This is a genomic window from Pedobacter xixiisoli (assembly GCF_900215335.1).
In the GTDB taxonomy this organism is placed as follows: domain Bacteria; phylum Bacteroidota; class Bacteroidia; order Sphingobacteriales; family Sphingobacteriaceae; genus Pedobacter; species Pedobacter xixiisoli.
Map to the genome: position 1 here is coordinate 136,420 of NZ_OCMT01000002.1, position 22,899 is coordinate 159,318.

Below are 22,899 nucleotides of genomic sequence, written 5' to 3' on the forward strand. Positions count from 1 at the left end.
GTTTCCCTAACTAAACCATCAACAAATGCCTCCCTCAAACGACCCGATACTAATTGATTCTGAAGAACACATCCTACATCCTTTCGGAGCAAATGAACTGAAGAGATTTTCCAGTTTAATTAAGGATATCTTCCAAGTTTTCAACCAAGAGAAGACAACTTTATTTCTTCCCCATAAATACCTTATTGATATTGTTCAAGCCGAAGTTTTACTACAGACAGGTTTGCTAAATCAATATAACGGCATGAGCCAGCTGTACTTTATCACGGAGAAATCGACGAACAAAACGATTGGTATGATAGAACTAATCAGTCCAAAAGGAGCGCAAATGCATTATAACTTGACACAATATCCCTACTTCATAGAATTCTGCCTATCTGATGATCATACCGGAAAAGGTATTATGAGCATACTCCTTCCCAAGCTTATCGATAAGCTGAAGCGGAGAGGCATTAAGAAAATAGGCGCGGTTGCACATCCTAAAAACCATTCTGCCATAAGGGTTTTACATAAAGCTGGGCTGTTCAAGAGGACAAGCTTTGATATTGTCCAAGATGTTTATCACAACTGAGGCAACAGGAATTATCCAATTAAGAAAGCCTAAACATTAGATCTACATATATCCCTCATCTGCCAATGAAAAATACCCCTCGCTAGATAGAATCAAATGGTCATGCACCGGTAGTTCCAAAATCTTGCCCGCCGCTACTAGCTTTCTCGTCAAATCGATATCGGCATTACTCGGTTTCAGATTACCACTTGGATGGTTGTGGGCAACAATAATAGACCTTGCACAAGCTTTCAAGGCTACCGAAAAAACCATCCTAATATCTGCTACCGTTGATGAAAAACCACCATTGGAGAGTTCTACAATACCCAATACCCTATTTTTGGTATTCAGCAGTATCACGCAGAAAGTTTCCCTTAGCTCTATCTGATCCATATTCCAAAAACCAACTAAAATATCGTAAACGTCTGATGAAGTCTCTACTGTCGGTCTTTGGCTGGGTCTGATTTTCGGACGATAGCTCAATGTAACCTCTGCTACTATACTCAATTGTTCCCTGTTTAATACTTCCATGATCCTTAATTTTAAATGAATAAAAATTGATTATGGAGCCCTGTAGCCAGCATATTCCATCAAGGGCAAGGTGGAGGCCAAAAAAATGTGGAGGCTCCCGAGGGGATACCCCTTTTTTTGGGACTACCTTGGCGAAGCGAACCTGTATGGAATATGCTAGCTATTTTTGTGAATAAACAATATGACAAACAGCTTCAAAGCGCTGTTCAAAGGTTTTATTTCCTGACATATAACTGTTTCAAAATCAAATATCGGGAATATCTGGCCTCGGATTATACCAACGCCTGTTCAGCTCTATGCGAAAAGCATCATACTGACCTTGATAATCTGCCCATATATTTTCTGAATTTGGCAAGATCGCGCTCGTTTTTGGATCCTTAGTGTAAGGGTGGGGACAGCCCATTTTTGGAGATTCAATATTTTACCTGAAGGTAGAATCGTTAAGCAGGTCAGCTCTTACATCCAATTGACTATAATGAACAATAAAAATCCAATAAATAGCAAAGCTATACTGGCAAACAAAAACCATTGCAAACAGAAACCGCAAATCAATTGATTTGACTAAGGCAATACTAGTAACATTGCATATCGTTAATTACATTCAATGGCAAACTTTATCTTTGCTCAAATGAGTCTACCACTGCGCATAACCTTTAATGGTCAAGATTACAGCTACACCATATTAAGCAAAAAGATTGAAAGGGACACCTCAGAAATTAAGATTGAACTTAATGGCGAGGAACTGACAATATCCCGTAATACTTTGGGCGAATGGGATATTTTGGAGCGTACGATTGAAGATGAACACGGCTTGCTAAAGGAAATCGCCCGTAACGTGGCACTACGTTACCGGCTAAGATAAAACCGCAACCCTCAGTTATCAGCAGCTCGAAGGGGATACAGACCGTTTCTATCTGTTACATCAAGAGATTTCATCATGTAATTAGAGGCATTACCTATTGTTAAATAAACCTGACAGCAGCGAACATGAGCCCCGATTTTCATCGGGGAGCGTAAAGCGGCTGGCAGGACTAGTCCGACCAGAAAGCACGGATGCAGAATTTCCAAATCAAAATTGATTTATGTTTTTAATGAAATGCGGATATTTCTGTAAAAACAACATCGAATTAAAGAGATTTTCACATTGGAAAAACATCAACTATTAGTTAATTCACCACATCACAAATCAGCTTGTTTTTATACAAGAAAATTGAACATTTGTCTGTTTTAAGCAGAATATTTTTCAAAATAAAATTTGTCCTCTACAAAAAACTTACTATATTGAATATATAATCAAAACGAAAACAACCTTTCGTCCTGCTTTATCCCAGCATGGTTACTCAAAATACGAGGTTGCATTTTGCCTAAGACACGAAAAAATTAGCCTTAGCAAAAAAAAAATACCTATTGGATTATTAAAAAAAAAAATCGTGTATTTGCACGCCGCTTCAAGAGAGGGCATTTACATCCAAAATTTAACTTAAAGTTAAAAATCCATCGGTATTCTTTTATTCAATTTCATCATACAATTTGGATATGCAAGAACCGTCAAACTATAATTCCCAAAAGGAATTTAGAAAAACAATTACACTAATCGCAGGGATATTACTATTATTCTCGGGCATTTATCTTTTATATATCGGAACTTCCGCCAAAGGAACAGTCGATTTCACAACCACTCTTATCAAAGGGAAAATAGAAACCGGTAGCGCAGGCATGTTAGCCCTGATCGTGGGCTTTATCATTATGTACCTGGCATTGCATGACGCCAAAGAGAATAACAGCACAGCCGATCGGATTTCAGCTATCATCAGAATGCTATTGAACTGCAATAGACTTGCACTTGTAATAGGGCTATTGGTCATTCTTTTACTGTTGCCATTTATCTATTTAATAGAGGATCTACGATTGCAGATACTGATGTTGATCGGTATTATTATCATAATGATTTTTATGGCCGACAAAAGACAGTAAACTTACATGCCAGAATGACTTTAATTATATACATCTACTCACATTGACATAGGTTTATTCTTTGCATTTACCCGAGCCTTGTTTTTATCTTTTTTATTCATTGTTCGAGCTTTCTTGTTTGGCCGTTCTTGCTTTACACTTTCAGCATCTTGCACTGGTTTATTCCTATTTGAAATCAATTCAATTTCCCTACTCACCAATACGATAACCTGTTTTTTGATCCGATCATAGTTCTCCGCTATCTCTTCCTTGGAAACCTTTGAAATGAATGGAATATCCACATAAGCCTTTTCCTCTCTGGCCAAAGCTACATGGTCATTCTGAATCTCGCTATGGAACATCTTCAGACCAATCTTCTGTTCGGGATTATCCGCTACAAAACCCACAAACTCTCCCGAAGACAAAGCGGCAATCTTACTGGCCGGAACGGCATAATCCATTTGGCTAGATTGGGAAATAGAAACATCGGAACTACTGATATTCCTACTCTCCTTTTGCTGTGAAATCTTTCCAAAGGTTTCCGAAAGTTTCTTTGCCGTATCACCCGTCACCTGACCACTAATTACATTCCCTACAATGCCCGTAATCACCTCGGCCTGTTCGGCGCCATAGTCCTTTTTGAGTTGACTGAAATCCTGCACGGCCAAAGTCGTTGCCACCTTGTTGCTCCTTGCCGTAGCGATCAGACTATCCATATTGTTGAAATAGATAGTAGGAAATTCATCAAATACTAGACTACTTTTCTGTTGCCCTTTCCTGTTCACCAGTTTGATCATCCTAGAAATATAAAGTGAGAGTACGGCACCGTAAGTCTGTAGCTTTTGCGGGTTATTTCCTACACAGATGATCTTTGGCTCTTTCGGATTGTTTACATCCAAGGTAAAATCATTTCCCGACAGCACATAGTATAGCGAAGCTGAAGAAAGTCTGGCCAATCCGATCTTTGCACTGGCAATCTGTCCCTCCAATTGGGCGCTGGCATTGTTCCGCCAAGCGGAGATGAATGGATTGATTAGCACCTGGATTTCTGGTTGCTCACTAAGCACTGTGAATAATCGGTCGTAATCTACCTGCATCAGTTCGATCACATGTGGAAGTGTACAATATTTTCCATCATCATAGCAACGCAGATACCAGATAATCGCTGTGAGAAAATTGATCGGACTTTCCACAAAGAAATCCCCCTGCTTTTTGATCCAGTCCCTGTTCAGCCCCATCATGATGGTACGACTTGCCTCGGTGGCATCAGTCAGGTCACCCATGCTCAATGGATCCAAAGGATTACAGCGATGCGTACGATCCAGATCATCAAAATTGATGACATAAAACTTGGGTTTCACTTGATAATTGCCGCAGTACTGTAGTAGTTTGTTATAGGCAATCTTGGAAAGGTCATCAAACTTGAAATCATACAGGAACATCGTAAAACCTTTCCGGATATGTTGATCGATAATGTGGCGGATCACAAAATAGGATTTACCAGCCCCCGGTGTCCCTGCCACCAAGAGTCCACGAAAGGGATTGATGATATTGATCCAGCTATCCCTTTCCTCTTTCCTGAGATGATACTTCGCCGGTAGGTTGATGCTGAATTCATTTTCCAACAACCGCTCCTCCTGCGGAAAGGTTTCATTCTCTGAATTGAAAATATCATCGTTGAGATCTCCCTTGATCAATCGGGTCAGCCTCACCCCTCCATTTAGGATCAACAAATATCCAATTATGGTCAGACCGATATACAGACATGCAACCTGCAGATCAGCAACCCTCATGTAGAGCGAAAGAAAGGCTAGCCAGTAGATCAATAGCCCAGCTGCAATGCCAAGCAAAATGCTTTTGCGATCTGCCTTTTCATCTTTTCTTCCCTTTGCCCCCATCAAACTTATCAACAGACAAAGCAGTGCCGCAGCCTTTGCACTGAATAGGCCATTAAACAGACCTAACCCTGCAATATTAGTAACGATACGATCGGTAATTTCGGCCGTCCAGCCCATTTCTCGGAACGCCCGGTAGCAGAGCATATAAAAATGGATGGCGAGTATAAATATGCTGATGAGCCTGGTCAGATCAATGATCTTGCGTAGTCCCTGGGTATCTTCTCCTGTCTGCATAACTTTCTTAAATAGTAACCTGTTGCTGTCTTTTCTTTTTCTTCTTGCGTTTAGGTATTCCACCAGATGGATCTTGTTGCGCTGGAGCCAATAAATCTTCCAATAAACTTGGCTGACTAGTGGAAGGGCTAGCTGATAAATTAGCCTCTATCGGACCTATGCGTTTAGCAGCACGTAGAAGTGGCTGTAAAAGACTCGCTGGCTTAGTTTGACTAGCTAATCTTTCCATTATCGCCTTAGCGCTATAATACTTCCCAAGATCAGATCCATTGAATACACACTTTTGTTTATGATCGACATAGGTAACACCGAAAACTTGCCCATTTTCATTCTGCCTAAACATCACAGCTATGCCTTGCTTTTCCGCGTCGTTAATGAACCTTTTCCTGGTAACCGATCTATAGGGAGTAAATAGCTTATCGATACGTTTTTTAAGGTCCGGCTTGTAGGCCTTCCTTTTTTCATTGTGCCCAGCAAACCTTTTCTCCAGATTCCGCAGCGTAGGCTTGATATAGAACGCACTGGCCTTGATCGGCACACCGACCTGCCTTCCCTTGGCATCAATGACCGAATACATCAATCCTTTCCTTTCGAACATCGCACTTTCAGGTTCACCCCTGATCGCCATGACGTTAAAGCATCCCAACGCTGCATTGTACTCTGCCAAGGAAGTAAACTTATAATCACGGTTAACCGAAGTGAGCACATTGCTGATCGCCCTTTTGGTCGGCAGGTGACCGTACTTAACCTTTTTGAATTCAGCCTTTTTGATCTTCGGAGAAACATGCTCCTTCTTATTTTCAGCCCTGACCAGATCAAATTCTATTTCGATTCCCTTCCTTGCGGCTTCGGACTTTTCTGCCCCTATATTGTGCAGGTCCATACGCTGACCTTGCGGGGTAATATTGGTGGTCACGATATGCATGTGGGTATGGGCAGCATCCAAATGGCGGTAGACCAGAAAGGGTTGCTCACCAAAACCTATTCTTTCCATATATTCCATCCCGATCTGTTGCAGCTTACCATCAGCTAATTTCTCTTTGGAATGAAAGTTTAAGGTGATATGGACAGCATTGGTCTTCACGTTGGGCTTGAGCCTTAACAGGTGCGAAAACCTGTTCAGTTTCTGCTGCCTATCCAGCTTCTGTGCATATCCCGCAAAACCACTGGCCAAGATCATTCGGGCCTTGGCCTGATCTACCTTATTCTCGTTGTAATAAAGTATCGCCCGCATACTTTTGGAAGCCGTTATCCTTGCAACCATTTTTCTGCCAGTTTGGATACCACGGAAAGTAGACGGTCAACCTTACCATCGATCATCCGGTACATATCGGCAGTCTGTAGGGCGTAGTAGCTACGTTTATTTTCATTATTTGCCCCATTAAACTTCCTAGTGACCTGATTGATGTTTACCCCTATCGCTTTCAGTTCCCTTCGAATACCCGCCAGTTCCTCCATCACCGGGTTCATCGAAACGTCCTGTTGGTATAGCTTTATTTTCTGGTTTCCGAGTATTTTTCTGCAGACCTCTGCAACGGAAGGACTATAACTTTCCCGCTTCATTTGCTCCAGCTTTTTGAACATGGTCTCCGTTACCCTGATGATGATATTATGGCTGAGCAGCTCTTCAGTATCTGCTAATTTCTTTCGTGACATACGGTGTATGGATTAGACGCTTCCAGCAGCACGAGTTCCGAGTGGTGCCCCGGCCTAAAGGACGGCAAAGATTTTTTGCGCATGCAAAAATACATCTTTGCCTAGACCAAGCGGGCTACCCAACAAAGCTCCCGAGCCAGTGCTGAAAACAGTGGTTGATGAAATTTTGAATGGTTCTGTTTACGGTCTAGAAATACGACTTAAGTCGACTTCGGCGGCAGCCTGCATTACCGACTTTCGTACCTGGTGCCTTAACCACGTTCTGGAGAAAGATTTCGCTTTTCGCATCTTAAGGTAGGGACTGCCATTATACCTGCGTCCCTGGATATTTGGGTTCTTGTTTCGATTGATCATCATTGTAAAAATTAATTCGAAACAAAGTTGAAGGGATAGCAAATCAGTTTGTCACTAGTAGAGACAAGTTTATAATAAAAAATACGAGGGTGTACAATGTTAGTGGTATCAAATTCCGGGTGATACATTGTGGTTACAAGTGTAATTAAATGATGGGTAACTCTTAAATTTATACCAAATGATGGTTGTGTATAATGTAAAATATCCAAAGGTTCAAGACTTTTTTAACGCAAATAAAAAAGAAATCTATAGGAATAGGCTAACATATTATCATCTGATTAAATATTTCGACCAAAGGCTGAATATTGATTTTACTATTAAATTGTGTATTTCGGCAAAAATAGCCAATCATTTCCTTCCAAACTATCCAGTTAAACTAGGCCAATTGTTGCTCTACCAATCGAGCAAACTTTTCGTTAGAAATTATTTTCCTTCTCCAGATCTATATTTTCCTGAATCGCTTTTAGTACCACTAAGACAGTTGATCTATAAAAAGACTAAACCGGATCGACCAAAGTTCCGCTAATCAGAGATTTCAATTATAATAAGAAAAACCAAGCATGTCCGACCAGCCCACTAGCATGTTACGGATATTATCTATAGTTCTTAAATTATAAGTTTTTAGCCTGTTCATTTCTACCATGTTCTTCAGCATAGACGTATTTGCCAATACACTTGATCTGGAAAGTTGAGGTCGCCTGCTTGTTAAGGAATCACACAATGAGGAAATGTTCTCGACAATGAAGAAAAAACGTATTTACCTAGCATCTATCCAAGTATTTAACACCAACCCGTCGCAGCTTATACCCAAAATACCTATCTATTAAACTAAAACTAAACCCTAGTGTTGGATATATAATCAACTCAAAAAGAACAATGAAAAAGATACTATTATTTGTAATGTCGGCTGGTATTGTATTAACTGCTTGTAGACAAAGTCCCAACCCATCAAGCCAAAACGACTTAAATCAAATTAAAGAAGAAAAATTAGATACGGCTTTAGCAGATGGCAAAGTCAATACTTTTGCTGCCAACGCAGCCATAGGCAGTATGATGGAAATTGAGAGTAGTGCATTGATGATCAAGCGAACAGAAAACAGGGATATTCAAAACCTGGCGACCATTATGGTTAAAGATCATACGATGGCTCAAAAAGAGTTAAAGTCGATTGCGTTGAACGGAAACATGAGCTTACCTCAATCTCTGCCAAACGAAAAACAGGCCATACTAGTTAAATTAGATTCTCTAAAAGAAGATGAACGCAATCATTATTACGCGGAGCTGATGGTTAAAGAACACGAAGAAGCGGTAAAATTATTTAAAGAAGCCAGTAATGGCGAAGCCGATCCTAAATTAGCTCAATTTGCAAAAAGCAAGCTACCTACTTTAGAACATCATTTGATGGAAGCTAAAAATGTATGGAAAATGATGCAGGCAATTCGTGGTGATAAAGGAGACTACCCGCTTAAAATTAGCAAAGACAGAGAAAGCAAACCTTAAACATCATTTCCGTTAAGCAAAAAGTCGAAGTTGAGAAATTCAGCTTCGACTTTTTATTTTTAAAAACACACGTAATTTCGTGAAAGGTTAAGGTTGCCCTCCACCTCCCGCAGCGCCGTAGATTTGCCCAGTTGCGTAACTTGCATCTTCAGCAGCTAATTGTACATAAATAGAAGCTAACTCTGCTGGTTGCCCAGGTCTGCCCATCGGCGTATTACCGCCAAAATTCTTTAGTTTTTCTTGCGTAGCTCCACCGCTTACTTGTAAAGGTGTCCAAATTGGACCAGGTGCCACGCCATTTACACGGATACCCTTTGGTCCTAATTGCTTTGCCAAGGAACGAATATAACTCGTAGTTGCCGCTTTGGTTTGTGCATAATCATACAAGTCTTCTGACGGATCGGTAGCTTGTACCGATGTTGTACCAATGATTACCGAACCTGGTTTTAAATGTGGTAAAGCAGCTTTGATGGTCCAAAACGGAGCATAAATATTTGTTTTCATAGTCGCATCGAACTCTTCGCTTGGCAAATCCAAAACCGAAGGGTAAGTCTGCTGCCGGGCTGCATTATTTACTAAAATATCTAAACCTCCCAACTCGGCCACTGCTCGAGTAATCAATTGCTGACAAAAAGCCTCGGTCCTTAAATCGCCTGGAATTGCAATGGCTTTACGTCCGGCCGCTTTAATCAAAGCGATTACTTCTTTGGCATCTTCTTCTTCATTTGGAAGGTAATTAATGGCAACATCCGCACCTTCTCGAGCGTAAGCAATCGCAGCTGCTCTTCCCATTCCAGAATCGCCGCCTGTAATGAGTGCTTTTCTACCACTCAACCTTCCAGATCCTTTGTAACTCTCTTCGCCATGATCAGGACGAGGTTCCATTTTTGACGCCAAACCTGGCCACGGTTGTTTTTGTCCTTTAAATGGCGGCTTTGGATATTTCTCCCTCGGATCTTCCAGCCCTTCTACTTTATCTGTGATAGTGATATTCGCAAATAATGGTGGAATGCCGATGGAAAGCATTCCCGCTCCGAAACCACCCACCATTGTCCTCCTACTAATTTTGTGATTGATCTTCATATAATTTCCTAATAATTAAAAACAAAAAACCAGATCCATCATGTTGGATCTGGTCTTGATTCTTTTTTAGATCATAATTTGGTTGCGTACTTCATCGTCATCGTCATCCTCATCTAACCCAGTGCCATTTTCATCGCGAGCGTAAGTGCTATCGCCTACTTCATCTTGATCGTAATGGTCGGTTAAGCCATCTTCCTGAGCATCGTCTTCAAATTCATCGCCATCTTCTTCTACAATAGCACTCTCGATGTTCTCTTCCTCATCGGCCATTGGCTCATCATCAGACCAATCCTCTTCCAAACCGTTATTTTCATCTAATGTACCACCAGTGCCACCACTTTTAGGCTGTCCTGTTGGATTTTGATTTTGCTGAGTCGAACCTTGTCCGCCTTCTAGTTGCTCGTTTTCTTGATAGTTCATCGTCAATCGTTTTAAGTTTTAGGGTTATCCCTATCACACAAGGACTAAAAGCAACAAATGTTTTGACTAGCAAAAAAACGCGTATTCTGTCGACTTTATAAAGTAGATATACGTAGATAGATGAATGACTTAACCCGTGCTTTCGTCGATATCAAAAGGTGTAGGCTCCTGACCTTCTACATCGTTACGATCTGGGTTAAGCTCAGGAATATCGCTTTCATTGGCATTGCTTGTGCCTTGTTCGTCTTCATTCCATTCTTCGGCAGTGCTACCTTGATCCGAAAAGCCATCATCAGGGCTTTGCGGCTTATCATTGGTTTCATTTGTCCCGTCATGATCAGGATTATTTTGTGGATCTCTTGGATCGTTTTCCTGCTGTGGTGTCTGAATTTCCATTGTTTTAAATTTCATAGTGAAACCAAGCTGCCGCAAAGGATGTGCCTCGTAGTGTGAAGTTGGCTAACAGTTTCACACATAGTTCGCTTAAGCGCCAATAACACAACATACGTTGTCAAGTTTAGGTATTTCACCTTGTTAAAGAGGTATTTAGTTGCCAAACTATACCTCTAAAGCTGTGGTTTTTATTGAACAAAAAAAGAAGATTATGGAAAAACTATTTGATATCGGGAGAATAACTGGTAAACGAGTGCTCATTACTGGCGGCACAACCGGTATAGGAAGAGCATTGGCAATTAGGCTGGCTGTGTTGGGTGCTAACATTGTAATTGTGGGCCGCCATCAAGATGTAATACAGGAAACTTTGGAAGCAATTAGTCACGATGATTCTCAAACGCAGGTACTGGGCGTCGTGGCAGACGTTTCGCTTCAAGAAGACATTGACCGAATATTTCTAACCGTAGATGAAGAGTTAGGCGGTCTGGATATTTTAATTAACAATGCTGGTTTAGCTTATGGCAGCGTGATGGAAGGCGGATACAGCGACTGGGAATATATCGTGAAAACCAACTTAGTTGGCTACATGGCTTGCAGCAATTACGCCATTAAAGTAATGCTTCCAAACAAGAAAGGCCACATTATCCATATTGGTTCTATGAGCGCTGATGAACGCGGAGACGGTAGTTCTGTTTACGTAGCTACTAAATCTGGACTACAGGGCTTTTCGGAATCACTAAGAAAAGAAGTCAATCCTAAAGGTATTAACGTAACGCTGATTGATCCCGGTGCAGTTGATACCGATATGCAAGAACAACCAAAAGAAGAAAAAGAGCAAAAAATTGAGGCGATGGAAATGTTGATGGCAGACGATATTGTAGAAAGTGTGGTCTATGTGCTATCTCAACACGAAAGGACTTCAATAGTTGAATTGAAGATCAAACCTTTAAAGCAAATCATATGACCCCGTCTTTATCCGCTTGGGCAGTACAGGCAGTTGGCGAACTGCCCACACTTGAAGCCGTTGCAATCACTAAAAACATGGACTTTGATCTCGAAGCGAGATTAGGGAAACATGGTTTATGGATAGTGTACCACTGGCCCAACGGGATAAAGACCGCCTTTAGTACGTTCTTTTCTGCCGTAGGAGATTTGATACCAAGTCAGATCAAGCAAGAAAAAGATAAAATAACAATCATCTTATCTTCGTTAGAGGCAACTTATCATCTACTGATGATACCACCAACTACCAATGAACCTTTTTTACGATGGACCACCACGCTGACCTGCAAAGTTCCTTTGTTAGTTCCTTTTGCGCCAAAAGACATTTTAAATTTCACTTCATATTGGAAACCTTTAGCTACGGGAAAACTACATACGCAGCAGGTAGGTAATCGATCTGGGATATTATTTTATAGTTTAACCAAGCCCGCTACAGGCAATGTGTTCTACTTTCAAAATTTAAGTTCGCTCAACGCCTACTTTGAAGATACTGAAACCACCGGCGGAGATTTGGTAGGTGGTAATTGGCCAGAAATTGGATTTTCATTGCCACCAACCGACACACAAGCTTTAACACCGAACAAACCTTATGTGATTTCGGACGCTATCGTCTCATTTTCTACCGATACCCTTAAAACAGATCGTGAGGTTTGTGAGCATTATCTGACACAGCTGGCCAATATTTATCCGGCCATCAAGAGAGAAGAACCTGTTTACCACAACTGGCTTGATATTTCAGACAAAGGCTTAACGGGTTTGGCTAACCATGCCGGTTGTTGGACTTTCGCCGATGGCAATCATTACCTCAATGCCTACGTGAGCGACTACGATACGCCACCAGAAATTATGGTGCAATTGGCCGTATTGTTGCCGCTGATAGAATATGCAGAATGGAGTGGCGAGAAGAGCAATGAAATGATCGAAAGGCTAAAGGCTGGTTTACCTGCTTTCTATAGAAAAGACATGGGAACTATGGTGAGGTGGTTGCCAAAGCTAGAGAAACAATTAGATCACTCGGAGGAACAGAAAAAGCCCAATGTCATGGACTCGTGGTACCTCTATCATCCTTTAATGAATTTGGCAAGGTTAACCCAAAAGGGCGACAAAGATGCCAAAGACTTATTGCTGAAATCGATTGATTATGCCATCAAAGTCGCTCGAGCTTTCGACTACCAATGGCCAGTGTTCTATCAGATGGAAACTTTAAAAATCATTAAAGCAGAAACTGCCGAAGGTGAAGGAGGCGAACTAGATGTGCCAGGTTCCTATGCAGATTTGATGATTAAAATGTGGGAGATCACTAAAGAAAGAAAATACCTTACCGAAGCGAAAAGAGCTGTGAAACAACTGGAAGGTTTAGGCTTTAAGACCTTTTACCAGGCTAACAATACCGCTTATGGAGCTTTGGCCCTACTTAAATTATTTAAAAACACAGGAGACAAAAAATACCTAAAAATGAGCTACGTAAGCTTAGCTGGCATTTTCAATAATATTCAGCTTTGGGAAATGGATTATGGTCATGGTAAAAACTTCAGTACTTTCTTTTCTGTTTTCCCGCTAAAGGATGCACCATACACCGCCGCTTACGAAGAACAGGAAGTTTATGCCGCATTGAGCGAGTACATGATCGAAGCTCAAGGCCTAAACATTTTGCCTGCGGTGAGATTGCTTATTGCAGAATTCATTAAGTACATTCCTTCTCGTATCCAAGCGTATTACCCACCTCTTTTACCTAAAGAAATGCTAAGCGAAGAACCTAAAACTGGAGAAATAGATCCCAACCTGTGGGTGGCTATCGAAGACTTGCAAGATGGGAAGGAACCATCGGGACAGGTTGGACAAGAAGTCTATGGTGCGGGTGTGGCGTTTGGCATCGTACCTCGACAGTACTTTAAACTGAATTCGGATCTCACCATTTTCATTGGTTATCCTGTTGAAAAGTACAAAAAGAAAGGATCGGCAGCCGAATTTAAAATAGGTGGCGATGCACGCTTAAGCTGTCGAGTAGTCATTGAAATCAGTAACGAGCACAACTACAATTGCACTGCAACTAACGCTAATGGCGAGCAGTTGAAAATTGTTAGCATTAATCGTAAGCGCCAGGAGTTTAGGGTAAATGGAAGTCAAAATTTCATCTTCAAATGGAGCAAAACCAAGTAAAATACCTAGGGTATTAGAAGTATAAAATTCGCAAGTGTGTACCTAACTACGGGATTTGCGCAAGCCATAAACAATTAAGCTGCGGCATCGCTTTTTAGATAACAATTTAATCATTACCAAAAGACAAAATTTAACAAGATGAAAAAGCAAAACACAGAAAATATGCCGAACGGGCATTTACATGAACTTTTTGTAGACGAGCTAAAAGATATTTTAGGTGCGGAGAAGCAATTATTAAAAGGCTTAAAAAAAATGGCTGATAGTGCTTCAAGCACTACACTAAAAGAAGCTTTTACTGCTCACCGTGCAGAAACGGAGGAACAAATTGAGCGTTTGAAACAAGTATTTTCAAGCTTGGGTATTGCTGCTAGGGCGAAGAAATGTAAAGCAATGGAAGGTCTTTTAGAGGAGGCCGAAGAAATCATCGAAGAATTTGAGGGCGATCCAGCTTTAGACGCTGCACTGATTTCGGCGGCACAAAAAGTAGAGCACTACGAAATTGCCAGCTACGGTTGTTTAGTAACCTATGCTTCTTTAATGGAACACACTGAAGCACAAGAGTTGTTAGAAATGACCCTTGCACAGGAAAAAGAAACCGATGTAAAATTAACGGACATCGCGATGTCTGAAGCAAATGTATCTGCATAAAGAAATCAACGCAGCCTCAGCAATAAGGCTGCGTTTTTTTTTAATCCAAGATTATCAAATACCTAACCATGATGTTAAAAAGAGATAGCCGTACCCAAAGCCCTTGGCAACAAATTCCACAAGCTAATCCTACTTACTTAGATACTGCAAAAGCCGCTTACGATGTGGTGATTATTGGTGCAGGTATTAGTGGCATTACCACTGCGCTATTATTTCAAAAAGCTGGTAAAAATTGCTTGGTTTTAGATGCCGGAAATTTAGGCTTTGGCACTACCGGCGGCACTACAGCACATATCAATACTTTTTTTGACAGCACCTATCCAGAAATAGAAAGCAAATTCAGTAAAGATGCCGCTAAATTAGTAGCCGATGCAGGTAAACTGGCTATCGAAATGATCAGTGATTTTACTCAAACCTATCAAATTGACTGTGACTTGGAAACCAAAGTAGGTTACCTCTACGCAGAAACGGAAAAAGAAGCCGAACAACTTAGTGAGATTTTAGAATCTGCTAAGCGTGCTGGTGTCGAGGTAGATCGCAGTACCACGAATGGCCTACCCATTTCTTTCCTTCAATCTATTAAGTTCGAAGATCAGGCACAATTTCATCCCTTGAAATATTTACAGGGACTAGCTAAAGCATTTATAACCTTAGGTGGAACAATCAAAGAAAATGTATTCATCAACGATGTAAAACAAGAAGAAAATCATTGCACCGCAATCTCAGACGACGAAATCTTTACCGCGTACGACATAGTATATGCTACACACATTCCGCCAGGTATCAACAAGTTTAGTTTTCGTTGTGCACCCTACCGTAGTTACGTATTGGGCATCCGTTTAAACGATGATGAACAATATCCAGAAAACCTAGCCTATGATATGCAGGAACCTTACCACTACTTTAGAACACACGAAGTGGACGGCGAAAAAATATTAATTCTTGGCGGAGCAGATCATAAAACAGGGCATGATGATCCGCAACAGGCTTTTGAAGACTTGGAAAACTACGCTAGTCAGCGTTTTGTGATTAAGGATATCCCCTATCATTGGTCCTCTCAGTACTACGTACCCACAGATGGCTTGCCTTACATTGGAAGAATGAACAATGCGGATGATCATATTTTCGTAGCTACAGGTTACAATGGCAATGGCATGACTTGGGGCACTATTGCTGGGCATATCATTACCGATTTAATTCTCGCTAAAGAGAACAAATTTGCAGAGTTATTTGATCCTTGCAGAGTGAAGCCTATCGCTGGCTTTACCGAATTCGTGAAGGAAAATACAGATGTTGCTTACCACTTTGTAGTGGATCGTTTTAAAGCAGGTGAGCTAGAGACATTCAAGGAACTAGCTAAAGAAGAGGGTAAAGTAGTAGATTATGAAGGCAATCAGCTTGCTATCTACAAAGACAAAACCGGCATTATTACAGCGCTAAGCCCGGTTTGTACGCATGCAGGCTGTACTGTCTCCTTTAATAGCGAAGAAAAAAGTTGGGATTGCCCTTGTCATGGCGGTCGTTTCGATTTAGAAGGCAAGGTGCTTTGTGGACCTCCGCAAGCCAACCTGAAACAGATAAGTATAGGTAAATAAAATCTAATAACAGATGTCAGTTCAATCGCATTCCTTCTGGCGCAGAAATAGTTTATCTCTAGTGTTTCTGTTCTTTTTTGTTATCGCAATTATGGCACAAGCTTTTACAGGATGGAAAGAATACAATCAGCAATTAGTAGAAGAAAACGCCAAAGAGATTAGCTTCAGTGCTTATTTAGGATCTGGACATTTTGTATCCGCTACTTTTGAAAACTTCGAAAGCGAGTTTTTACAAATGACTTTGTATGTGCTGCTGACGATCAGTCTAAGGCAAATCGGTTCTGCCGAATCGAAATCTCTAGATCAAAAAGAAGAAGTAGATCGAGAACCCAAAGCTAGTCCAGACGCACCGTGGCCAGTTAAAAAAGGTGGCTGGATATTGAAACTTTACAGCAATTCGCTGTCCATTGCCTTCGCTATTTTATTTTTAGCCAGTTGGATTATCCACCTTTTTGGTAGTTGGCGAGATCAAAATGCAGAAAACCTAGTCAAACATCAACCTTTGGTAAGCTTAGGCACCTTTCTTACCGAACCACGTTTTTGGTTCGAAACATTCCAAAACTGGCAAAGTGAATTCCTTTCCGTGTTGGGAATTGTATTTCTTTCTATCTATCTACGACAAAAAGGTTCTCCAGAATCTAAACCAGTAGATGCGCCACATCTGGAGACTGGCAAAGGTTAATTTAAGTGAGCCATAGCATCATCCCTCGCTACATTATGGTAATTCCTTCTTCCTTAAAACGTTTCAATAAAGACATCATCAATTCGCTCTTAAAGGCTGGCTCCACATAAATACTTTCTACCCAAGTCAGCACTTTAATTTCTATGGCATTAGCGAGTATAGCATTTACCAAAATTTCGGTTTGCAATCGTTCCATAACGTGATTCGCTTTTCCTATTTGATCTTTGATGATTTTATTCAGCAAATCTAGATCTGTCTCAGCATTAACTTTAAAAATCAATTCGGTTTTTACGTAATCGTGGTTCAATGTCCAATTCACCAATCTCCCGGACAGTAAATCGCCGTTAGGAATAATAACCTCAGAACCCTGCTGTGTCAGTAGCTTACTCGAACGTATGCCAATGTCTTTCACCCTGCCTTTCTTATCTGCCAGCTCCACAAAATCGCCAATACGAAACGGGCGTTCAAAAATTAAAATGATACCAGATACGAAGTTGTTAACGATGTTCTGCATTCCCAAACCAATACCCACTCCAAGTGCGCCCAACACTACCGTAACCCGATCCATCGGTAAACCTGAAGCAGTAATTGCTAATAAGAAGGCTAACACAATGATGATCAACCGAATTAAAGCCACTTTAGAACTTTTCTGCTCCACTTGTCCCTCGTAGCTTAAATTGCCTTCGCCAAATATCACGGGCACATTCTTTTGGAGTTTATTAGCTAAATAAATAATCAGTAGAAAGAACAGAATGTTGCCAAGCGTAAAATGAATACTGCCGAACGTACGTTGCTTTGTCAACATTGTCTCAAAGAATACCAAGGTACCAGAAGTTAGGTTCATGTTAATTAGAAACACGATAACCCAAATCACAGCAGCTAACCACCACAACACTTTCTTACTAGATGCTCGTGTGTGATTGTGTTCTACTCTCGAAAAGAAACCTTTGCTACACGAACTAATTCTTATTTGCAGTTCTAGTGCATCCAAAATCAGCTGTACGAATACCGCAAGCCCGACCAACTGTACCAATCCCACCACTCCAGTAAGTGCAAAGGATTTTGCTAGGCTTAACCTACCAAATACATTTAGCAGCAGCGCCAAAGCGTTGAAGCTAATGAATATCAACAAAACCAATTTGGTATATTTTTTCGGAAATTGCTGTAATCTTATTTTTGGCAGCAACCTTATACCCATGTAAATGAAGTAAATATTTAGCCCAAGTAGCGCAAGCCTTAAAATTAAACCATCGGCACTTATGCTGCTAATGACAACCAATAATGCATAGGCAATTACCAATTTTAGCCAAGAAAATAGTTGTTTACTCGGTAAAACTTTGCGCAGATGTATGGTAATCGCTAATAGTAAGAATAACTGAAGTAATTCGATGTATAAGGATGGTGCACCAGTTTCAAACAATGGGATGATATTTAGCGCTACAATCACCATAGCCAGTACCGGAAACGGTTTAAGATAACTGAAAGTTAACACGCCAATTTTTCTCCTTACCGCAGCTCGTTGCGACAGTTTGAAGTTTCTATGCACCCAAATAAAAAATGCAACGGAAAATAATATGGACAGCAGTCGTTTATCCCAAGTGGAGTCGATAAAGTAGGTTAAGATTTGTTTTTGCCCTAGGTAAGAAGAGCTAAGGTTGGCCCAAAACCCACCATCCGTTTTTGATAGCCAAGAGGTATCCCAAATGTAAGGCACTTCTCTGCCTAGCGCAACTTTGCCAGATAGTTGAAGTCGCTCTGTAACTTGGGCTTTTAGATCATTTACGACGATATCCAGTGCAGATACATCAGCCAACAAACGTCCAACTTCATCAAGGTTTTTACCCGTAGCTTCTCCAGTTTGCTGTAACCTCAATTTAATTTCGCTCAGCTGTTGTTGGTATAAAAGTTTTTCGGCATCGCCAGTATTAGCTACACGCAGTACTGTATCGTTACTTAAAGCTACGATCTGCCCCGACATCCGTTGTAACTCATTGCTATTTTTGATTAAGTTATTCCTTAACCGACTCAATCGATCTGTAGCATCCTTTAAAATCAACTCGTAGCTCTGAAGATTTTTCTGGTCTATTTCTTTGCCTTTTCTTTTAAAATCTTGTTGTAGCGGGCTGATGGTTTGTTTTACTTCATTGATACTGTTCCTGTATAATTCAAGCTGATACCCTTTTTTATTGGCTGCATTTACTTCTGTAATTACAGATTGTGCTTTCTGGATCCGAAAAAGTAAAGTGTCTGGAATGGTCTTGCTAGAATCTATCGTTTGTGCGTTTGAGGTAAAGCCTGCTAGCAACAAAAAGAAAAACAATGGAAAGTATTTGCTGAAGTATCTATGCATGAAATTGAATTTTATCGCTTTAAAAGTCAAAAACCACTCCTAAAAGAAGTGGCTCTAGACCCATTATATTTAACCTATTTAAACTAATTATTGTTTGGCGAAATCGTAATCAGCGACCTTGTATGCCGGCCGCTCAACTAAAGTAGTCCATAAAGACCATCCCGAGGATAGAGAAAGAACGGCTTTGTGTTTTCATCAATAAGTTTTGGCCTTTTAACTTTAGGTGCTACATTGATTTCCTTGTTAACCAGTTGATTTTGATCAGCAGGCTTGTCTTGTTGCAGTTGGGAAATTTCCCGTTGAATTGGTTCCTTTATCATTTCTGTATTTTTGAGCTATTTAATTTTTATTTACATATCACTCTAAGGAGTTATGAATTCATTTAAATGTTTTCCACGGCAGAGGCTTCATTAGTTGATTTACGTACCGTCATTAATCCAGCAAGGATGGCTATGACGCCGAACAATAGATGCGGCCACTTTACTTTCTCGTGGAATGCAAACAGCCAGGGCGAAGCAATGAGGAAAATACCCAGCAGTACATCTAAAGTGAGGTGCATAGACATTGGGATCATTCGAAATACACCACCCTCATAACGGGTCATTACAGAAACGAAAAATATCATTGATCCTGCTCCAACAGCTACCGCCATTGCAGCCTCAGAGTCGCTAAATTTAAATGCCCAGGGCGCAGCTAATAACACAGCACAAGCCATATAATCTAGCCAAGCGTGAAAAGTTCTACTTATTAATTTCATATTATCTGTTATTTGCGACTTTTAGTATCTGCCTCATTTCTTTTTCTTCAACATCAAAAAAATCATGTAACCTACCGCTGCCGCCGTAGCTATTTTTACAGCAAAACCTTTTGGATTATGTTTCACTTCCATCTTCCATCCTCTCTCAGCAATGATATTGGGAAAATAACCTTTGCGTAAATCATCGACCACACCTTCAAACATATTTATCCTATCGGCAAATATTAAAGGCAACCAATGGCGATAACGATCTTCGCTGTGCTTAAATGCATACCTACGGATCATCCCGCTTAACCCCGAAGGTGGAACTGAATTTCCAAACACAGCGCTTATTTTAGGTCGCTCGTTCGACATCAGGATTTCTACATCTTTTGGTTGCGGTGCAGAGCGTTTATAATCCGATCGGTGATGATCGTCTCCCGTGTAATTTTTCATGGGATAATTTGGTTCGTTTTCCGGATCGGCATCCATGCCCCAACCCGGAATATTTTTATAGTCTTGATGTTGCTTTTTCATTATCTTAGGATTTGGCCGATGGGATCAGCACGGTTTTAATACAGTTATCTAATTTTGACGAAAACAAACGATATGCATCTGCCACTTCTTCCAACGGCACTCTGTGGGTAATTAAACCTTTAGGATTTAACCTTCCCTCCTGTACATGGGCAATCAGTTTAGGCAGCAACCGTTTTACAGAAGCTTGATTTGCTCGAATAGTTAGACCTTTGTTCAGCACGTTCCCAATAGGGATCAAATTAAATGGTGGTCCGTAAACTCCAACTATAGAGACAATACCGCCTTTCTTAACGGAGTTGATGGCCCATTGTAGCGCAGTAGCTGTACCGGCTTGCATCAGTGTTACTTTACCGCTAAAAGTCTGTAAAGAATTTCCCTCGGCCTCGCAGCCTACGCAGTCGATACATACATCGGCACCGTACCAGTCAGTTGTCTTTTTTAAGAACACCACTGGATCTTCCATATCCTTGAAATTGTAAGCTTCGCAGTAAGCATAATTTTTGGCGAACTCCAAGCGATAATCCACGTGATCGATGATGATTACTCGTGAAGGACCAAAGAACCAAGCACACCTGGCGGCCATAATTCCAATTGGGCCAGCTCCAAAAATTACTACCGTATCTCCTTCTTTAATACCACCCATTTCTGCTGCTTGGTAGCCAGTAGGCACCACATCCGTAAGTAAAACGGCATCATCTGGATCCATATCTGGCGGAATAACCGTTGGACCTACATCTGCATAAGGCACTCGCACGTATTCTGCCTGTCCGCCATCGTAGCCACCAGCAGTATGCGAATAGCCAAATATTCCTCCAACCGCAGTAGCCATAGGGTTAGATTCATGGCAATTACCAAACAAGCCTTGTTTACAGAAATTACATTTGCCACAGGCGATGTTAAATGGCACTAAAACCTGATCGCCAACTTTCAATTTTTGAACCAATGGTCCAATTTCTTCCACCACACCTACAAACTCATGTCCGAAGGTAGACCCCACTCTAGTATCGGGTACCATACCATGGTACAAGTGAAGATCAGATCCACAGATACAACTACGAGTTACTCTGATAATGGCATCTTCTGGATGAAGTATTTGAGGCATTGGTTTTTCAACAGTGCGAACCCTGTAAGGTCCGCGATATTCCATTGCTAGCATATTTTATCTTTTTAGGTTAAGATTGTTTACAACTTACTCCTCTTTCATACAACAGCTTAGCAGATTTGTTTCTTGAAGCCGTAGTCTATTGGTAAAACCCGCAAACACCGCAATTACCAAGCGTATTTTGCACGCAAAAAGCGAAAAATCGAAGGCCGATACGTGTTTTGGTAAAAAGAGAAACAAAGACGTTGCACTTAGTCTTTTAGTCCTATTAGTTATCAATAAAACTCAAAACATGGAAACGACGAACAATTCCCAAGAGGGACAAATGACCAAGGAGATAGAACACTACACCTCCAAACTACCATCAGATGCTTATTTAGGAGCTGCTATTGCGGCAATGGGTGTTTCGCTTGCCTTAAAATGTTGTGGTAAAAAGCATTTGGCACTATTTATCGGACAATGGGCTGCCCCATTTCTACTATTTGGTGTGTATAACAAGATTGTTAAAACTCAAGGTCACGATCAATATGACCAACCTTAATTCAAAATCTTATGTTTTATCACGTAAAAGATTTTACAATTTAATGCGAGGGTTTCTAGGCCAGATCCTCGCTTTGCGAATATCTTACTAGAGCAATTTGGTGGGGAAAATGGCGAGCTAGCCGCTGCAATGCAATATTTCACACAAGCTTTTGCAGCTAAAATGCCACATCCTGATAAGTATGATATGTTGATGGATATTGCAACCGAGGAATTAAGTCACTTAGAAATTGTGGGTGCAACTATCCAAATGCTGCTAAAGGGAGTTAATGGCGAGCTGAAAGATGCCGCAGATCAATCTGAGATTATGCAAGCCATGGAAGGCAGCGATGCTAGAGAGTCGCTCATTCATCAGGCACTAAAAGCCAACCCGTAATTTGACATATTAAGTGGTGGTGCGCCGAGATTAACCAATAGTCAAGGAATTTCTTGGTGCGCTTCGTACATACATTCTAACGGAGATTTGACCGTAGATTTGAGAAGCAATCTAGCATCGGAATCTAGAGCAAAGTTAGTTTATGAGCACTTGATGAAGTTTACAGACGATCCTTATGTGAAGGATACACTTTCTTTCTTGATGACGAGGGAAATTGCGCATTACAAGATGTTCGAAGGGGCATTATCAACCATAGCACCTAATTTTCCGCCAGGGGTATTGCAGCCAGACCCAAGGTTTACGCAGCAGTATTTCAACATGTCGCCAACTGAAGGCGCAAGAGGACCTTGGAATGAAGGCGAAATGCCTGGTATGGGCAAAGACTGGGAATATGTACCAGACCCAATCGCTTATGTTCAAGATACCGAGGGCTTAAGCGAGCTACCAGATTCGAAAGAAGGTGAATTGGAAAGAACCAAAGAACTCGACGTTAAAATGAGCAAACTTAAAAGTGAAGAGGTGATTTCCTGCTAACCTGAAGGCGAAGCGCAATGGAGTAATTACAACCAAAAACTCTAATAATAAAAAGAGCCGTGATT

Annotated in this window: 22 protein-coding genes and 1 pseudogene; 11 read left to right on the forward strand and 12 right to left on the reverse strand. The window is 40.9% G+C overall.

What is annotated here, in order from left to right:
- Positions 1-25 precede the first annotated feature (25 nt).
- Complete coding sequence (locus tag CRO54_RS06665) at positions 26-571, forward strand: GNAT family N-acetyltransferase (RefSeq protein WP_097130207.1); 546 nt, start codon at positions 26-28, stop codon at positions 569-571.
- 42 nt (positions 572-613) lie between these two features.
- On the opposite strand, the gene CRO54_RS06670 is transcribed toward CRO54_RS06665, so the two are convergent.
- Positions 614-1,081: a JAB domain-containing protein gene (locus tag CRO54_RS06670; RefSeq protein WP_097130210.1), complete on the reverse strand. Its 468-nt coding sequence runs from the start codon at positions 1,079-1,081 to the stop codon at positions 614-616.
- Positions 1,082-1,709: 628 nt separating this feature from the next.
- On the opposite strand from CRO54_RS06670, the gene CRO54_RS06675 reads away from it, so the two are divergent.
- Both CRO54_RS06675 and CRO54_RS06680 read left to right on the forward strand, forming a co-directional pair.
- Positions 1,710-1,943: a hypothetical protein gene (locus CRO54_RS06675; protein ID WP_138765773.1), complete on the forward strand. Its 234-nt coding sequence runs from the start codon at positions 1,710-1,712 to the stop codon at positions 1,941-1,943.
- Between the two features lie 674 nt (positions 1,944-2,617).
- Positions 2,618-3,055, forward strand: coding sequence for a hypothetical protein (locus CRO54_RS06680; RefSeq protein ID WP_097130214.1), 438 nt, complete (start codon positions 2,618-2,620; stop codon positions 3,053-3,055).
- 38 nt (positions 3,056-3,093) lie between these two features.
- On the opposite strand, the gene mobC is transcribed toward CRO54_RS06680, so the two are convergent.
- The 3 genes from mobC to CRO54_RS06695 are packed head-to-tail and all read right to left on the reverse strand — an operon-like array spanning position 3,094 to position 6,822.
- Complete coding sequence (gene mobC, locus CRO54_RS06685) at positions 3,094-5,166, reverse strand: conjugal transfer protein MobC (protein WP_097130216.1); 2,073 nt, start codon at positions 5,164-5,166, stop codon at positions 3,094-3,096.
- 7 nt (positions 5,167-5,173) lie between these two features.
- Positions 5,174-6,430, reverse strand: a complete 1,257-nt coding sequence (locus tag CRO54_RS06690) for a relaxase/mobilization nuclease domain-containing protein (protein ID WP_097130218.1) — start codon at positions 6,428-6,430, stop codon at positions 5,174-5,176.
- The gene (locus CRO54_RS06695) at positions 6,415-6,822 is read right to left on the reverse strand and encodes a plasmid mobilization protein (protein WP_097130220.1); all 408 of its coding nucleotides are present in this window, start codon (positions 6,820-6,822) and stop codon (positions 6,415-6,417) included. The genes CRO54_RS06690 and CRO54_RS06695 overlap by 16 nt, the downstream gene beginning before the upstream one ends.
- Before the next feature lie 1,230 nt (positions 6,823-8,052).
- Between CRO54_RS06695 and CRO54_RS06705 the strand changes: the two genes are divergently transcribed.
- The gene (locus CRO54_RS06705; protein ID WP_097130225.1) at positions 8,053-8,676 is read left to right on the forward strand and encodes a DUF4142 domain-containing protein; all 624 of its coding nucleotides are present in this window, start codon (positions 8,053-8,055) and stop codon (positions 8,674-8,676) included.
- Positions 8,677-8,763: 87 nt separating this feature from the next.
- Here the strand turns inward: CRO54_RS06705 and CRO54_RS06710 are convergent, their stop codons facing one another.
- The 3 genes from CRO54_RS06710 to CRO54_RS06720 all read right to left on the reverse strand — a co-directional run bounded on the left by CRO54_RS06710 (position 8,764) and on the right by CRO54_RS06720 (position 10,575).
- The gene (locus CRO54_RS06710; protein WP_097130227.1) at positions 8,764-9,759 is read right to left on the reverse strand and encodes an SDR family oxidoreductase; all 996 of its coding nucleotides are present in this window, start codon (positions 9,757-9,759) and stop codon (positions 8,764-8,766) included.
- A 66-nt stretch (positions 9,760-9,825) separates the two neighbouring features.
- Positions 9,826-10,179, reverse strand: a complete 354-nt coding sequence (locus tag CRO54_RS06715) for a hypothetical protein (RefSeq protein WP_097130229.1) — start codon at positions 10,177-10,179, stop codon at positions 9,826-9,828.
- A gap of 129 nt (positions 10,180-10,308) precedes the next feature.
- Positions 10,309-10,575 carry a hypothetical protein gene (locus CRO54_RS06720; protein WP_138765775.1) on the reverse strand — a complete coding sequence of 89 codons (267 nt, stop codon included), beginning with the start codon at positions 10,573-10,575 and terminating at the stop codon, positions 10,309-10,311.
- 208 nt (positions 10,576-10,783) lie between these two features.
- Between CRO54_RS06720 and CRO54_RS06725 the strand changes: the two genes are divergently transcribed.
- From CRO54_RS06725 to CRO54_RS06745, 5 genes are all read left to right on the forward strand, one after another.
- A complete protein-coding gene (locus CRO54_RS06725) occupies positions 10,784-11,536 on the forward strand; it encodes an SDR family oxidoreductase (protein WP_097132295.1) in 753 nt (250 codons plus the stop codon).
- A complete protein-coding gene (locus CRO54_RS06730) occupies positions 11,533-13,734 on the forward strand; it encodes a hypothetical protein (RefSeq protein WP_097130233.1) in 2,202 nt (733 codons plus the stop codon). Before CRO54_RS06725 ends, CRO54_RS06730 begins: the two co-directional genes overlap by 4 nt.
- A gap of 138 nt (positions 13,735-13,872) precedes the next feature.
- Positions 13,873-14,382, forward strand: a complete 510-nt coding sequence (locus tag CRO54_RS06735) for a ferritin-like domain-containing protein (RefSeq protein ID WP_097130235.1) — start codon at positions 13,873-13,875, stop codon at positions 14,380-14,382.
- A gap of 68 nt (positions 14,383-14,450) precedes the next feature.
- Positions 14,451-15,977 (forward strand): FAD-dependent oxidoreductase, encoded by a 1,527-nt coding sequence (locus tag CRO54_RS06740; RefSeq protein ID WP_097130237.1) that lies wholly within the window; start codon positions 14,451-14,453, stop codon positions 15,975-15,977.
- Positions 15,978-15,990: 13 nt separating this feature from the next.
- Positions 15,991-16,659: a DUF6766 family protein gene (locus CRO54_RS06745; protein ID WP_097130240.1), complete on the forward strand. Its 669-nt coding sequence runs from the start codon at positions 15,991-15,993 to the stop codon at positions 16,657-16,659.
- A 28-nt stretch (positions 16,660-16,687) separates the two neighbouring features.
- On the opposite strand, the gene CRO54_RS06750 is transcribed toward CRO54_RS06745, so the two are convergent.
- The 5 genes from CRO54_RS06750 to CRO54_RS06770 all read right to left on the reverse strand — a co-directional run bounded on the left by CRO54_RS06750 (position 16,688) and on the right by CRO54_RS06770 (position 21,429).
- Positions 16,688-19,009: a mechanosensitive ion channel family protein gene (locus CRO54_RS06750; RefSeq protein ID WP_097130242.1), complete on the reverse strand. Its 2,322-nt coding sequence runs from the start codon at positions 19,007-19,009 to the stop codon at positions 16,688-16,690.
- A 137-nt stretch (positions 19,010-19,146) separates the two neighbouring features.
- Positions 19,147-19,329, reverse strand: a complete 183-nt coding sequence (locus CRO54_RS06755; RefSeq protein ID WP_097130244.1) for a hypothetical protein — start codon at positions 19,327-19,329, stop codon at positions 19,147-19,149.
- A 62-nt stretch (positions 19,330-19,391) separates the two neighbouring features.
- Positions 19,392-19,766, reverse strand: a complete 375-nt coding sequence (locus CRO54_RS06760; RefSeq protein ID WP_097130246.1) for an SPW repeat domain-containing protein — start codon at positions 19,764-19,766, stop codon at positions 19,392-19,394.
- 33 nt (positions 19,767-19,799) lie between these two features.
- Positions 19,800-20,282, reverse strand: a complete 483-nt coding sequence (locus CRO54_RS06765; RefSeq protein ID WP_097130248.1) for a hypothetical protein — start codon at positions 20,280-20,282, stop codon at positions 19,800-19,802.
- 4 nt (positions 20,283-20,286) lie between these two features.
- On the reverse strand, positions 20,287-21,429 hold the full coding sequence (locus CRO54_RS06770; protein ID WP_244904285.1) for a zinc-dependent alcohol dehydrogenase: 1,143 nt from the start codon (positions 21,427-21,429) through the stop codon (positions 20,287-20,289).
- A 247-nt stretch (positions 21,430-21,676) separates the two neighbouring features.
- Here CRO54_RS06770 and CRO54_RS06775 point away from each other — a divergent pair, with 247 nt between their 5' ends.
- Together CRO54_RS06775 and CRO54_RS21475 are read left to right on the forward strand one after the other, a co-directional pair.
- The gene (locus tag CRO54_RS06775; protein WP_097132296.1) at positions 21,677-21,925 is read left to right on the forward strand and encodes a hypothetical protein; all 249 of its coding nucleotides are present in this window, start codon (positions 21,677-21,679) and stop codon (positions 21,923-21,925) included.
- An 81-nt stretch (positions 21,926-22,006) separates the two neighbouring features.
- Positions 22,007-22,834 (forward strand): annotated as a pseudogene (locus CRO54_RS21475) (manganese catalase family protein).
- The last annotated feature ends 65 nt before the right edge of the window (positions 22,835-22,899 follow it).

Excerpts from the sequence above, each read along its gene's own strand:
- CRO54_RS06735 (WP_097130235.1), top strand. The coding sequence starts at position 13,873 with ATGAAAAAGCAAAACACAGAAAATATGCCGAACGGGCATTTACATGAA.
- CRO54_RS06730 (WP_097130233.1), top strand. The coding sequence starts at position 11,533 with ATGACCCCGTCTTTATCCGCTTGGGCAGTACAGGCAGTTGGCGAACTG.
- CRO54_RS06765 (WP_097130248.1), bottom strand. The coding sequence starts at position 20,282 with ATGAAAAAGCAACATCAAGACTATAAAAATATTCCGGGTTGGGGCATG.
- mobC (WP_097130216.1), bottom strand. The coding sequence starts at position 5,166 with ATGCAGACAGGAGAAGATACCCAGGGACTACGCAAGATCATTGATCTG.
- CRO54_RS06755 (WP_097130244.1), bottom strand. The coding sequence starts at position 19,329 with ATGATAAAGGAACCAATTCAACGGGAAATTTCCCAACTGCAACAAGAC.
- CRO54_RS06770 (WP_244904285.1), bottom strand. The coding sequence starts at position 21,429 with ATGGAATATCGCGGACCTTACAGGGTTCGCACTGTTGAAAAACCAATG.
- CRO54_RS06675 (WP_138765773.1), top strand. The coding sequence starts at position 1,710 with ATGAGTCTACCACTGCGCATAACCTTTAATGGTCAAGATTACAGCTAC.
- CRO54_RS06710 (WP_097130227.1), bottom strand. The coding sequence starts at position 9,759 with ATGAAGATCAATCACAAAATTAGTAGGAGGACAATGGTGGGTGGTTTC.
- CRO54_RS06670 (WP_097130210.1), bottom strand. The coding sequence starts at position 1,081 with ATGGAAGTATTAAACAGGGAACAATTGAGTATAGTAGCAGAGGTTACA.
- CRO54_RS06690 (WP_097130218.1), bottom strand. The coding sequence starts at position 6,430 with ATGGTTGCAAGGATAACGGCTTCCAAAAGTATGCGGGCGATACTTTAT.
- CRO54_RS06715 (WP_097130229.1), bottom strand. The coding sequence starts at position 10,179 with ATGAACTATCAAGAAAACGAGCAACTAGAAGGCGGACAAGGTTCGACT.
- CRO54_RS06695 (WP_097130220.1), bottom strand. The coding sequence starts at position 6,822 with ATGTCACGAAAGAAATTAGCAGATACTGAAGAGCTGCTCAGCCATAAT.
- CRO54_RS06680 (WP_097130214.1), top strand. The coding sequence starts at position 2,618 with ATGCAAGAACCGTCAAACTATAATTCCCAAAAGGAATTTAGAAAAACA.
- CRO54_RS06760 (WP_097130246.1), bottom strand. The coding sequence starts at position 19,766 with ATGAAATTAATAAGTAGAACTTTTCACGCTTGGCTAGATTATATGGCT.
- CRO54_RS06740 (WP_097130237.1), top strand. The coding sequence starts at position 14,451 with ATGATGTTAAAAAGAGATAGCCGTACCCAAAGCCCTTGGCAACAAATT.
- CRO54_RS06725 (WP_097132295.1), top strand. The coding sequence starts at position 10,784 with ATGGAAAAACTATTTGATATCGGGAGAATAACTGGTAAACGAGTGCTC.
- CRO54_RS06775 (WP_097132296.1), top strand. The coding sequence starts at position 21,677 with ATGGAAACGACGAACAATTCCCAAGAGGGACAAATGACCAAGGAGATA.
- CRO54_RS06720 (WP_138765775.1), bottom strand. The coding sequence starts at position 10,575 with ATGGAAATTCAGACACCACAGCAGGAAAACGATCCAAGAGATCCACAA.
- CRO54_RS06665 (WP_097130207.1), top strand. The coding sequence starts at position 26 with ATGCCTCCCTCAAACGACCCGATACTAATTGATTCTGAAGAACACATC.
- CRO54_RS06745 (WP_097130240.1), top strand. The coding sequence starts at position 15,991 with ATGTCAGTTCAATCGCATTCCTTCTGGCGCAGAAATAGTTTATCTCTA.
- CRO54_RS06705 (WP_097130225.1), top strand. The coding sequence starts at position 8,053 with ATGAAAAAGATACTATTATTTGTAATGTCGGCTGGTATTGTATTAACT.
- CRO54_RS06750 (WP_097130242.1), bottom strand. The coding sequence starts at position 19,009 with ATGCATAGATACTTCAGCAAATACTTTCCATTGTTTTTCTTTTTGTTG.